At 67.4% G+C, this 12,463-nt stretch carries 9 protein-coding genes; 4 read left to right on the top strand and 5 right to left on the bottom strand.

Annotated features, from left to right (window positions below; all coding sequences use genetic code 11):
* Nucleotides 1-24: 24 nt before the first annotated feature.
* The 3 genes from AB0M95_RS09895 to AB0M95_RS09885 all read right to left on the bottom strand — a co-directional run bounded on the left by AB0M95_RS09895 (nucleotide 25) and on the right by AB0M95_RS09885 (nucleotide 2,396).
* On the bottom strand, nucleotides 25-1,032 hold the full coding sequence (locus tag AB0M95_RS09895; RefSeq protein ID WP_363761678.1) for an FtsK/SpoIIIE domain-containing protein: 1,008 nt from the start codon (nucleotides 1,030-1,032) through the stop codon (nucleotides 25-27).
* Entirely contained in the window at nucleotides 1,026-2,075 is a 1,050-nt protein-coding gene (locus tag AB0M95_RS09890; protein WP_363761676.1) for a DNA translocase FtsK, read from the bottom strand. The genes AB0M95_RS09895 and AB0M95_RS09890 overlap by 7 nt, the downstream gene beginning before the upstream one ends.
* A 96-nt stretch (nucleotides 2,076-2,171) precedes the next feature.
* A complete protein-coding gene (locus AB0M95_RS09885; RefSeq protein WP_363761674.1) occupies nucleotides 2,172-2,396 on the bottom strand; it encodes a tyrosine-type recombinase/integrase in 225 nt (74 codons plus the stop codon).
* Between the two features lie 357 nt (nucleotides 2,397-2,753).
* On the opposite strand from AB0M95_RS09885, the gene AB0M95_RS09880 reads away from it, so the two are divergent.
* Both AB0M95_RS09880 and AB0M95_RS09875 read left to right on the top strand, forming a co-directional pair.
* Nucleotides 2,754-3,296 (top strand): helix-turn-helix domain-containing protein, encoded by a 543-nt coding sequence (locus AB0M95_RS09880; protein WP_363761672.1) that lies wholly within the window; start codon nucleotides 2,754-2,756, stop codon nucleotides 3,294-3,296.
* A 52-nt stretch (nucleotides 3,297-3,348) separates the two neighbouring features.
* Nucleotides 3,349-4,050 carry a DUF2306 domain-containing protein gene (locus AB0M95_RS09875; protein WP_363761670.1) on the top strand — a complete coding sequence of 234 codons (702 nt, stop codon included), beginning with the start codon at nucleotides 3,349-3,351 and terminating at the stop codon, nucleotides 4,048-4,050.
* Nucleotides 4,051-4,933: 883 nt separating this feature from the next.
* On the opposite strand, the gene AB0M95_RS09870 is transcribed toward AB0M95_RS09875, so the two are convergent.
* Nucleotides 4,934-5,233 carry a DUF6342 family protein gene (locus AB0M95_RS09870; RefSeq protein WP_363761668.1) on the bottom strand — a complete coding sequence of 100 codons (300 nt, stop codon included), beginning with the start codon at nucleotides 5,231-5,233 and terminating at the stop codon, nucleotides 4,934-4,936.
* Between the two features lie 425 nt (nucleotides 5,234-5,658).
* The gene (locus tag AB0M95_RS09865; RefSeq protein WP_363761666.1) at nucleotides 5,659-7,602 is read right to left on the bottom strand and encodes a primary-amine oxidase; all 1,944 of its coding nucleotides are present in this window, start codon (nucleotides 7,600-7,602) and stop codon (nucleotides 5,659-5,661) included.
* Between the two features lie 1,850 nt (nucleotides 7,603-9,452).
* Between AB0M95_RS09865 and AB0M95_RS09860 the strand changes: the two genes are divergently transcribed.
* Together AB0M95_RS09860 and AB0M95_RS09855 are read left to right on the top strand one after the other, a co-directional pair.
* Complete coding sequence (locus AB0M95_RS09860; protein WP_363761664.1) at nucleotides 9,453-10,904, top strand: pyridoxal-dependent decarboxylase; 1,452 nt, start codon at nucleotides 9,453-9,455, stop codon at nucleotides 10,902-10,904.
* Nucleotides 10,901-12,442: a hypothetical protein gene (locus AB0M95_RS09855; RefSeq protein ID WP_363761662.1), complete on the top strand. Its 1,542-nt coding sequence runs from the start codon at nucleotides 10,901-10,903 to the stop codon at nucleotides 12,440-12,442. The genes AB0M95_RS09860 and AB0M95_RS09855 overlap by 4 nt, the downstream gene beginning before the upstream one ends.
* Nucleotides 12,443-12,463 lie beyond the last annotated feature (21 nt).

Raw genomic sequence — 12,463 nt, 5'->3', positions numbered from 1 at the left:
CCGCCAGGAGGACGGGCGAGCACTCTAAGCGCCCGGACGGTCACTTTCTGCATGTTCGCCGATTGTCCCGGACCTCCAGGCCCTCTCGGCCAGGTCCTGGAGGATCTCCTCCAGCGCGTCCTGGTCGGCGAGGACCTCGCGGCCCTTGGCGCCGGCGGGGCCGACGACGCCCGAGCGTTCCAGAAGGTCCATCAGCCGATGGGCCTTGGCCGCGGGGATGCGCAGCTTGCGCTGCAGCATGGGGACCGAGGCGAACCGCGTGGACACGACCAGCTCGGCGGCGCGGGTGAACAGGTCGAGATCCTCGCCGAGGTCATCGACGCCAGGACCGCCAGGATCGCCCGGGGCGGCCGGGGCGGGCGCGGGCCGGTCCGCTGCGGGTTGCCGTTTGCAGTGGGCGACGATCGCGTGGATCTCGCCCTCGGTGACGTAGGCGTTCTGCAGCCGGGTGAGTCCGGTGGTGTCGGTGGTGAGCAGCAGGGCGTCGCCCTTGCCGATCAGCTCCTTGGCGCCGACGGCGTCGAGGATCACGCGGCTGTCGGTGTTGCTGGAGACGGCGAAGGCCAGCCGGGAGGGCAAGTTGGCCTTGATCAGGCCGGTGACCACGTCCACCGAGGGCCGCTGGGTGGCGATCACGAGATGGATACCGGCGGCACGGGCGAGCTGGGTGATACGGACGATCGAGTCCTCCACGTCGCGGGGCGCGGCCATCATCAGGTCGGCTAGCTCGTCGATGATGGCCAGCAGGTAGGGGTAGGGCCGGTAGCCGCGCCGGCTGCCCGCCGGGGGCGCAAGCGTGCCTGCGCGCAGCGCCGCGTTGTAGTCGTCGATGTGCTTGAAGCCGGTCTCGGCCAAGGTGTCGTAGCGGCGGTCCATCTCACCGACCACCCAGGCCAGGGCGTCGGCGGCCTTGCTGGGCTGGGTGATGATCGGCATGAGCAGGTGCGGGATGCCCGCGTAGGTGCTGAGCTCGACCCGCTTGGGGTCGATGAGGACCATGCGTACCTGGTCGGGGGTGGCGCGGGTCAGCACCGACCTGGTCGGGGGTGGCGCGGGTCAGCACCGACCTGGTCGGGGGTGGCGCGGGTCAGCACCGAGCAGATCATGCCGTTGACACAGATCGACTTGCCCGCGCCGGTGGCGCCGGCGATGAGCAGGTGCGGCATCTGCGCCAGGTTGATGACGACCGGCCGTCCCTCAACGTCGGTGCCCAGGCCCGCGATCAGCGGGTGAGGGTCGGCCTGCGCCGCCGGTGAGCGCAGGATGTCGCCCAGGCGGACGATGTCACGGTCGACGTTAGGCACCTCCAGGCCGACCGCGGCCTTGCCGGGGGCCGGGGCCAGGATCCGGACGTGCTCGCATCGGGTGGCCAGCGCGAGATCGGCCTTCCTGGCGACGATCTTGGCGACGGGGACGCCGCGCCCGGGTTTGATCAAGTACTGGGTCACCTGCGGTCCGCGGACGTGTCCCCGCACCTGCGCGTTGATCTCGAAGTCCGCCAGCGTCTTGTTGATCGACGCGATGACGGCGTCGGTGCCCTTGGCGCTCGCCTTGAGCCCGGGCCCGGCCTTCAGGCAGGACAGCTCGGGCAGGGTGTAGCCGCCGGCATCGTCGTCCGGGGATGGCGGGACGGGGTCATGGCCGCCGGGCTGCTCAGGGCGGGGGGTCGTGGAGGTCCGGGGCGGGGCGGCCGGCGCCTCGCGGGGCTCCCGGCGCTGCTCGCGCGGCTCGGGTTCGTCGTCCTCGGGGTCGGGGTCGTCTTCGGGCTCCGGGTCGTCCTGAAGCTCGAGGTCGTCCTCGGCGTCGGTGTCCTGCGGCAGGCCGGGGAGGCCGCGTCCGGTCACCAGCGCCGCACCGTACCCGATCATGCAGATGGTGAGCAGGACCAGCAGGAAGGCGGGGATGCGCAGCGCCGGCCCTGGCCAGGAGACCACCAGGCCCAGCAGCCCGCCGGCCTCGGCGATGCGGTCCCAGGCCTGGGGCGAGGCCGGCGTGGGGGTGCCGTGGAACATGTGGACGAGCCCGGCGACCGCGGTCAGCACCAGGCCCAGGCCGACACCGCGGCGCAGGGTCACATGACCTGGGCAGACTCCCAGATCTCATGATCGGGAAGCCTGCCCAGGGTTGCAGTTCGGGTTGCAGTTGTCGGCAGCGGGTTGCAGTCGCCGGCCTCAGTCATCCCACAGCGCCCGGCCCATCCGCGCCGCCGCATCGCTCGCCAGCTTGGACGTGACGTGCGTGTACCGCTTGGTCGTGGTGAGCTGGGAGTGTCCAAGGATCTCCTGCACGACGCTGATGTCCACGCCCTGCTCCAGAAGCAGAGTCGCGGCCGTGTGCCGGGCGTCGTGAACGCGGGCGTCCTTCTCGACCCGGCGGCCCTTAGGAGTCCCTTCCATTCGTCCCAGTCGTCACCCGGGTCGATACGACTGTGACTTTCCGTTCCGATGCGTCTCGCAAGCCCGTTTCCGCACGTCGCAGCTTCGGGCGGGGAGACGGCTCACATACGCCGAATCCCAGAACAGCCTGATCGCCGACACCCGGTGATCCTGGACGCCCGCACCATGGCCGCGGGAGGTCTGGGTATGGGGGGTCGGAGTTCTGGAGGGTCTCGCGTAGAACGTTCCGAAGCCCTGCGCATTCGCCCGGGGCGCTCGGCGAGCTCTGACAGGAGTGCTCGGATCGGTTCGGCGGCTGCGGTCTCGTGGTCGCTGTATTGACGGACTCTTGATAGTGACTGTTTACTATCAAGTGTGATGGAAGGGCGGCGTCCCCGAGTGGACGCGAGTCGGCGGCGCGAGCAGATCCTCGAAGCCGCGCTGGCCGAGTTCAGCCAGAGGGGGCTGCACGGCGGGTCCACGGTGACGATCGCCCAGCAGGTCGGCATCTCGCATCCGAACCTGTTTCGGCTCTTTTCCACCAAGAAGGAGCTCTTCCTAGCCGTTCTTGTCCGCCTGTTCGAGACGATCGATCGTGAGATGCTCCGGCGCGGCAGTGACGCCGGGGCCGACTCCATGCCCGTGATGATGGACGCCTGGTTTGGTCTCATGGCGGATCGCGAAATGATGCTCATGATGCTTCAGGGGTATGCGGCCTGCGAGGATCCCGACATTCGCGATCTGATGGCCCGCTCGACCCGGGAGATCTTCGAGAAGGTCGAGGCCATGCCGGGCTTCGACGCCGACCAGGCGCATTCCTTCATCGCCGAGGGCATGTTGTACATGGTCTCCGCGGCGATGGATCTGCCGGGCCGGGCTGAGCGGGAGCCGTGGGCCGACCGTTTTCTGGCCTCGGGCTGAGCGTTTTCTTTTCGGCATTTGATAGTGACCACTCACTACAAAGGAGTGCAAGATGACTGCAAGCACCATCCGGCGCCGCCGGCCGCAGATCCTCTGGACCCTGTTAGCCCTGCTCGCCGTCGGCATCGCCGGCTTCGCCGTACCGCCCTACCTGACGGGCGACACCTCGCTCAGCAAGATCCCACTCAACGCGGACGTCGCGCTGCACTATCTGTCGATCGTGATCCACGCGGCCCCCGCCGGCCTCGCGTTGATCATCGGGCCCTTCCAGTTCCACAAGCGGCTGCGCGCCCGCTACCCCAAGGCCCACCGCATCGCCGGGCGCGTCTACATGGTCAGCATCGTGCTGGCAGCCGCCGCCGCACTGTTCGCGGCCACCGTCTCGATCAGCGGCTTCCCCGTCCAGGTCGCGTTCTACCTGCTGTCGGCGGCCTGGCTGTACAGCCTCTACCAGGGCTACCGTGCCATCCGGCGCGGGGATGTGCAGGTGCACCGGGTCTGGATGATCCGCAACTATGCGCTGACGTTCGCCGCGGTGAGCCTGCGTCTCTTCCTCGCCATCGGGCTGCTGGTACAGCAGGCCGTTCCGACGCTGAGCTTCAATGACCTCTACACCGCGAGTGTGTGGGCGTCCGTGCTGGTCAACGCGGTTGTAGCAGAGTACTTCATCGTGCATCGGATGTTGGTCCGCCGCAGGCGGAGCGCTGCGCTCAACCGCCCTGGAGGAAACGCCGCCGCCCTCCCCGCGCAGTGAGAGGAGCGCTGTCGAGCATGCGGCCTGGACAGCGCTCTCCCGATCATCTGTTCTCAGCCGCTCGCGGAGACGCAGAAGCAGCCCGGCAGGTCCTGCAGCTCCTCGCCGCCCCGGTCGAGGCCTATCGACTGCCCCTCGCAGGACTCTCACGACGCTGACCAGCGGCTATCCCGGGGCACGATCTCTTTCTCCCATATTCCGGCTGTCCCCGACGAACACCGGCCCGCGGGTACGGCCCTTGATCAGCCGGGGCAGCAGTCGGGCGGCCCCGGCGTCCCAGTACACCGTCTCCAGCACGAACCCCTCGCGCGGGGCGCCACATGCTTCGATGCGCTAACGGTAGGCGTGAACGCGATGAACGTTCCCGCATGCGACTGTGCCCGCCTTCGAGATGGCAACGGATGGGCTGAGCGACAACTTCCGAATGGCTAGCGGAGACGTCGATTTCGACAACTTCAGCGGGAACGACCCGGGAGATCCCTCAGGAGGCTAAAGAAGCGGACGTACCACCCAATTAGCTTGACCATTTCGATGGACTTTTACGCCGATGGCGCGAATCCACCGCCATCTTGCCGGCATGAGAATTCGGAGCGCAATCATCTTCCGCGTCGGCAACTGCTCGACGTCTTACGATGGACACAACACACCTCTTCGAGGCGGTGCGAGCCCTATCCGAGCAGAGGTAGTCATTTCCCTCTACTGATCGAGGCCGACGGGAACTCCGCCGACCCCGATCAGGTGTCGCGCACAGGCACTGGTGCGTCGCTGCCGACCGCGAGCATTTTGTCGTCCTGGCGGACGTTATCGGCCGCGCTGGTCGTCGCCCGGTCGGGGCTGTGCCAGCCGACGAACCAGTGCCCACGCGCCACGAGGTATGGCGCTACTAGTAGGACAGGTTCTTTTGGTCCGTTATCACCCGGCCGGCGATGTAGAGGTCCCCATTGGAGTCCAGGATCCCGATGATCTTCTTCGTCGACCCGTGGTGGGTCGTGAAGTAGATCTTGTCAGACTCTTGGGAGCTGGAAAAGTTTGTGTTCACCGAAAGCTCGATGCTCACCGGTGAGCTGACGAGCACGTCCCGCTTCGGAGAGTTCGGGTAGGTCCGGTTCTGGACCAGCTTGACTCGGCCGTGAGTGTCGCCTTCCTCCCAGTCACTGGCCAGCCCGAGGTCAATATCCGGCATGTCGACTCCCTTCATTTCTCCCCATTTGGGGACGACGCACCCCCCCTTGGAACGCGCCATAGCGAAGGATATGTGGTTCTTGGGAGATTTTCTAGAGATCTTCCAGGGTTTCCCAAACGCGGAAATTGGCTGCATTATATAAGTTTGAGGCGCCAAATCCCCTATCTGTTATTTGTCCGAATGTGATGAGCGGGGCAAGGCACGAGTGCGAAGTCGAGATGTCTCCGGCGGGTGCTTTCCGGCTCCGGGATGATCATTGGTCGTCTCCTGGAGGCCGTAGCCGGCCGAGGTGAGCCCGATCGTCACGCCCACCGTCGTCCCGGAGAAGCCGAGCAGACCAGGGGCCAGGGGCGCTCCCCCGACGGGCGGGACGACGGCAGACGGGACGATCAGGCCGGGCGGGGCGTGCGCGAGCGCGCAGGCTCTCAGTCGCCGTGGTGACGGTGTCCGCCGCAGTGCTTGGCCTCGTTGGCGGGCACGTTCAGCGTGGGGTTGCGATCGAAGAACCCGTACGGCGTCAACGAGAATCCGGCATGGTCGACCGGCATCACCGGCCAGTCCTCGGGCCGCGGGAAGTGGGTCACGCCGAAGGTGTGCCACAGCACGACGTCCTCGCCGTCCAGACGCCGGTCACCCGCGACGTACGCCGGCAGACCGTCGCCGCCCGGGTTCTGGTTGACGAACTCGCCGGCCGGGTACCGCTCCTCAGGCGCGTACCGGGTGATCCACAGATCCCGGGTGGTGAACGCCGCCCGCGCGGCGATCGACGAGGACGGGTCTGCCAGCAGAGTCGGGTTCTGCTCGGCGCGCAGTACGTAGCCGGTCGGCTGACCGAGCCGGTTGGTGCGCTCGGTGCTCACCACGTGCCAGGTCCGCCCGACCGAGGCGTCCGCACTGCGCACCCCCTCGGCCTCGCTCGCGATCCGGGTCCGGGCGTAGCTGAAGGCGTTGCCGTACGGGTTCTCCGGCGAGACCGGCACCCGGACCGCGTCGACCTCGTCGACCGCGTTCCGGAGGCCGTTGACCATCATGTCGAGGCGAGCGCTGAACAGGTGCTGGTGGAACGGGGCGCCCAGGCCCGGGGCCACCTCGCTGGCGTAGGGCCATTCTCGCAGCCCGCGGTAGGCCGAGGTGAAGAGGATGCCGGTGAGCTTGGCCTCGCACTCGATCCTGCCGTCGAGGTAGAGATACCAGTAGAAGCCGTAGTCGTAGTTGCCGATCGTGGTGAAGAACGAGATCACCAGACGGCGCTGGCGGCGGACCTCGGCCGAGTTCGGGGTGTAGATGTCGGTGTGCTTCCAGAGCGTGCCGTAGTCCTCCTCGTGCAGGCAGATCGCGTTGGGGATCCGCCGCACGTTGCCGACCTCGTCGGCCAGGTCGACATCGACGTAGTGGATCTCGCCGAGGCAGTCGCAGCCCAGGGTGAGCGAGTTCGCGAACCGGCCGAAGAGGTATTCGCCGGTGTCGAAGTAGTTCTGCCAGAACCGGACCGGCGCCGGATCTCCGTACGGCACCACCATCTCGGCGATGGAGGCACGGTACACAACCGGCCGGAGTTCGCCGTCGTGGTCGGGGTCGGCGTAGGCCAGGTGGTGGAGCACCAGGCCCTCGCGGGCGTCGAATCCGAAGTGGAAGGACCAGTTCGCCCAGGTGATCCGGTCGCCCTCGACCTGGAACGACGGCCCGTCGGGCTGGATGATCTCGATGGGTCTCAAGGTCTCCAACGCTGCCGGGCGCCCCTCCGGGAGGTGGAACTTGCTCAGCTCCTCCGGCAGCGGGAAGACACCGATGTCGAGGACCTCGGTCGCCTTCCTCTCGACCAGGTCGACGTAGGCGCTCAGCCCGTCCACCGGGTGCGCCCAGACGTGACCGTCGGGGTCGGACGTGGCGAAGCAGAGCACCCGGATGATCCGCCTGCCCTCCTCGCCGGGCAGGTCGAAGGCGCCGGCGGAGAGCGGTGCGCATACCACCTGCTCCGTGGTCAGGCCGCGCTTGGCCAGCGCGTCGACCCAGGCCGGCTCCTGGGCGAGGATCCCATCGACCGACATGAACTCCTCGACCAGGATCGGCATCCCGCCGTGGGAGCCGTCGACGTCGACGATCGCGGCCACCGCGCCGGCGGTGAGATCGACGGTCACGTCCCGGGCGTCGCCGGTCGCGGTGTCGAGCAGCAGCACCCGCGCCCGGCGGTCTGGCCTTGGCCCGGTTCCGGCCTGGAACGCGAGTACCTCCTGCTTGTGCGGCTCGAGCAGGCCGACGTAGACGAAGCGGACGCTTTCGCCGGCCAGGCCGGCCTCGCGTACCAGGGCGGCGGTCCGCTCGATCTCGGTCGCGGTGAGGCTGGAAACCGGGGTGGTCAGGGTGGTCATGGGATCCTCTCTCGGGTGGGGCCGCGTCGAGCCGCTCGACTCGACGCTCTCGACGACCGTCGCGTAGGCCATGGGCAGCCTGAGCCGCCCCCCATACGGGCAAGGCGGCGATGAGCGCGTAGAAGAAGACCTTGCCGCTGAACGTCTGGTCGCCGCTGTCCGGATCGACCTCGGCCAGTAGCAGCGGGAAGTTCATCACCATCAGCACGCCGACCAGCACCAGGCCGAGCAGCCCGAGGCCTGGGGCGATCCAGCGGTTCCAGGAGGGGACCACGGTCCGGCGCACCGCCAGATAGACCACGACCGACAGACCGGACCAGGAAGATCACGGCCGGCAGTGCCGGAAGCGCGGTCTGTGCCAGTGATGCGACGTACGAGGAGCCGCGGACGGGATGGATCCGGCCGAACGCCGCGGGCAGCACCTCGGCCCCGGACATCGAGTGCATGTAACGGGTGAGCACGTTGTGGAACGCGCGCACCGAGACGAACAGCGAGGTCATCGCGAACGCCCGGCCGGTGAAGGTGTGGAAGAGCGCGACCACGATGACTGCGGTGTAGGTGGCCCGCGGGATGGTGCATCCGAGGTCCTTAGCCTCGTCTCGGAAACCGCCGTCGATTCGAAGCCGGCGAGGATGAACATCAGCGCCAGTGCGGGGAAGCCATGAGTCAGCTTCTCGGTCGTGAACGACCGAGCTTGGAGCTCCTCGCCGTCGATGGCGTCGACAGTTCGGGCCGCGTACGGCAGCGTGACTCACTGCCCGGCATGGCAAGCCATGCCGCGTGTCGCAGTGCCGATAACGGATCAGAGAGCCGTTCCCCAGCGAACCGGGTGCGTTCAATCCCGTCACCGCATCACCGAGAGTAACACCGAAGCCACAAGCAGGGAAGCCATTCCTCTTGGGTGTGAACACCCGAGGTTCCTGGCTAGACAGCGCTGAATTCTCTCCCAGAAGAGCGGCGAGAGCGAGAGGCCCGCCCGAGAGCGCCTGACGTGCCCCCTTTGGCGTAGACACGCCCTAAAAGCCAGATACATCACCACGTCGGGCGATTTACCACATTCTGGCACGTACAACCAGACACGCCAAGAGCGTCCCTTTTGTGCGATCACCCGCCGAGCCGATGACCTCGAACGCCGAGCTTGATCCAGGTTCGCGAGAAAAACCCATAAGCTCTGATAAACCAGGACTAACAGAACATTTCCACACCTCCATCACCGTGAGTAACCGTGGCACGAATCTGCCATTCCATCTCCATCTGAGGCCTTGCGTCAGCCCTGTCATCGATGATTAGGTCGTCTACATGACAAGCATGCCGCCGCTTGCGAAAGGTGAGAGTAAGGTTGGATTCACCGTGTTTCAGCCACGATGGACCTCCACCAGCTCATGATCGTCGACGACATCGCCGCCGAACCGGCTCGAGCTGCTTGAACGTAGCGCTACCCGAGAGTTAAGAGTCCCCTCGCGCGACCTGCCACTGTCATCGATCGGCCTGCCGCCCAGGTATTGGACCGATTCAACCAGTCAAGCCAGGTCAGCAAGGGCACGAATGCCACCTCGCGTCCCGGACACCGAGGACCTCTTCCCCTCTCGACGTTTCACCGCAGATCATCATTTATTCGCGAGATACTTCATGTGATCGCACGGGAATTCAGTTCACCATGCCCAAATTCCCAGCCGAACGCGACCATATGAGCGTTTCTCGACTCCGGATCATTTGGAGTCCCCTCCGTGACGAGTTCGCTTTCCGATGTCCAGAGTTCATTTCCGAAGCCGGCGACCGGTGAAAGCTCCCAGTCACCCACGCCGGGCCTCACCGCGGCCTTCGACCCCGGACGTTTCCACGACGGCGCCGTGAACATCGTCAGACACCTGACGACGTATCTGGGCGACCGGTCGGTCCGAGGACTCGACCTCCTGCATCCGGAAGCGCTGCTGAAGGCCGCGCGGGAGCTGATGACCCACGAACGGCAGGGCATCGCCGACTTCGACGCCGATCGGGTGAACCAGATCGTCGACCTGTACACGGAGACCGGTATCCCGGTCTACTCACCCGGCTACATGGGCCGACAGTTCTCCGGCGTGGTGCCACTGGCCAGTCTTATCGACCTGGTCGGCTCGGTGGTCAACCAGCCTTCCTCCTTCTATGAGGCCGGGCAGCTCCCGAACGTCGCCGAGCGGCTCATGGCCGAGGAACTCAACCGGTTCATCGGCTGGGATCCCGACCGGTTCGCCATGGTGACGACCTCGGGGGGCTCCCTGGCCAACCTGACCGCGCTGCTCGCCGCCCGCAACCGCGCCTTCCCGCAGATCTGGACGGCCGGCGCCGGCGGCACGCCGGGTCGCCCCGCCATCGCGGTCAGCGAGGAGGCTCACTACAGCGTGACGCGAGCGGCGGGCGTGCTAGGCATCGGAGAACGGCAGATCGTCCGGCTCCCCGTCGATCGGGCCGGGCGGATACGCCCCGATCTGGCCGCCCCGGTACTGGACGAGGCGCACCGGCGTGGCCTGCGTCTGTTCTGCCTGGTGGCCTCGGCCGGGACCACGTCGATGGGCGCGTTCGACCCGCTGGAGGAGCTCGCGGCCTTGGCGCGCCGGTATGGGCTCTGGCTCCATGTGGACGGGGCGCACGGGGCGAGCCTGCTGCTGTCGGACCGGCACCGGCACAAGCTGCGCGGCATCGAGCAGGCCGACTCGCTGACCTGGGACGCCCACAAGATGCTGTTCATGCCGGCGCCGTGCACGTTGCTCTTCTACCGCGACAAGACGGCGGCGCGCGGCGCGTTCCGGCAGCGTGCCAGCTACGTCTTCGACGAGGAACCGGACGTCTACAGCGCCTACGACAGCGCGGACAAGAACTTCGAGTGCACGAAGCGTCCGATGATCATGCCGCTCTGGACGGTCTGGTCGGTCTACGGCCCGGCGCTGTTCGCGCAGAAGATCGACCGGCTGTGCGCGGTGGCCCGCCAGGCGTACCAGATGGTCGCCGCCGAGCCGGACTTCGCCGTAGCGCACGAACCGGAGTCCAACATCCTGTGCTTCCGGTACCAGCCGGACGGCCTGGACCCGGCGACCGTGCACCGGCTGCAGCTGGAGATCCGTAACCGGATTCGGGACGGCGGGCGTTTCTTCATCTCCAAGGTCGACATCGACGGGGTGGCGGCACTGCGCGTGGTGGTGATGAACCACCTGATCGACGCCGACCACCTGGCCATGCTCATCGCCGAAATCAGAGACATCGGGCAACGAGTGCTGCGCGCGAGCGCCACGGCCCGGCACGACCAGCGCGACGGGAGTCATTCATGACCATGACGGATCTGGACATCACCGCCTCGGCGGACCTGGCGGCACGACTGATCCCGGAGGAGGAGCTGCGGCCCCGCTCCGTGGACGACGTCACCCGGCTGCCATCGTTCAGCGAGAAGCTGGAGGAGTGCGGGCGGCTCACCGGAATTCCGTACTGCGAGTCCCCGCTCGGCCTCCAGAACGCGCTGGTGTTCCGCCGGCTTCAGCAACTCGTCGGCATCGCGCTGCTCAACCCGCTGTGGCGCGAGCGGCTGCACTACTTCGGGATTCGCAGTGCCCCCGCCGACATGTCCGAGTGGGAACGGATCCCTCTCTCGGACAAGACCGTGCAGCGGGACATGTTCATGGGCGCGCGAGCCGGGATGGTCGTGCCGCTCGACCGCGGCGGGTTCGAGGTGGTGGCCAGCGGCGGCACCGGTGACGGCATGCCCTTGGAGATCGTGTACTCCCTGCGGGAACTGCGCGACACCTACCGCATCGCCGGGGCGTTCATGGGCGCCTACCAGCTCGGCCGCTACCTGAATGGCCCCGCGCCGCGCTGGCTGTTCACCACCCTGGCCGACTACCAGATGTGGAGCAGCGGGACCATGGTCGGCGGCGTTCTGGCCCAGGTCCCGGGAGTCAACTACATCGGCGCGGGACCGGTGAGCGCACCGGTGCTGGAGCACATGTTCTCCTACCCCGGCCACAAGGCGCTGATGGGCATCACCGCCAGCATCGCGCTCCTGCCCGAGCTCGGTGCGGGCCTGGCGCCGCAGGCCAGGGCGAGCTTCCGGGTCGCCATGTACGGCAGCGGCTCCCTGCCGCAGCGCAAGCGAGACGAACTGCAGGCGTTCTTCCCCAACGTGTCGATCCTCAGCTACTTCGCCGCGACCCAGGCCGAATGCGTCGGGCTCCAGCTCGACCACACCTCGCCGGCGCTCTCCGCCGTGCCGGGGCTGCACCTGGTGGAGATCGTGGACGAGCACGGCCGTGCCGTCGCCGAAGGCGAGGAGGGCGAGCTGGTCGTCACCCGGCTGCACGCCGACGAGACGCCGCTGCTCCGGCTCAAGCTCGGCGATCGGATGATCCGCCGCCCCGCGCTGGACGGGCCCGGGTTACGCACCGAGCGATTCGAGTTCGCCGGGCGCACCGCCGATGTACTGCACCTCAACGACAGCCAGTACTCGGCGACGCTGGCCTACGCCGCCCTGCGCGGGCGGCTGCGCTCGGCGTCCGGCGTCGACCTGGACCTGGTCGCGCACGAGGCCCAGTTCCACAACCACCGAGAGGACCGGACCCTCACCCTGCTGGCGGCGGTGGACGACGCCGAGGGCACGGCCGCGGCCGTCGAGCACGCCCTCGGCCCGAGCGGGACGCGGCGGCTGTTCACGCAGGCGCTGCCGAGCTCCCTGTCGCTCTTCAACGACCGGGAGGCGAACGCGGTGGCCATCGAACAGACCGGATACGAGTTCCGGCTGGTGTTCGTACCCCCCTCCTCGCCGCAGATCGAGCGGACCGCCGTCGGGAAGACGCCGCTGGTCAGGGACCGGGGCTGAGCACCTGCCGGCCTGTGAGCC

Source organism: Sphaerisporangium sp. NPDC051017, assembly GCF_040683095.1.
Lineage (GTDB): Bacteria > Actinomycetota > Actinomycetes > Streptosporangiales > Streptosporangiaceae > Sphaerisporangium.
The sequence above is the reverse complement of the archived record's forward strand: the minus strand, read 5'-3'. Positions and strand labels throughout refer to the sequence as shown.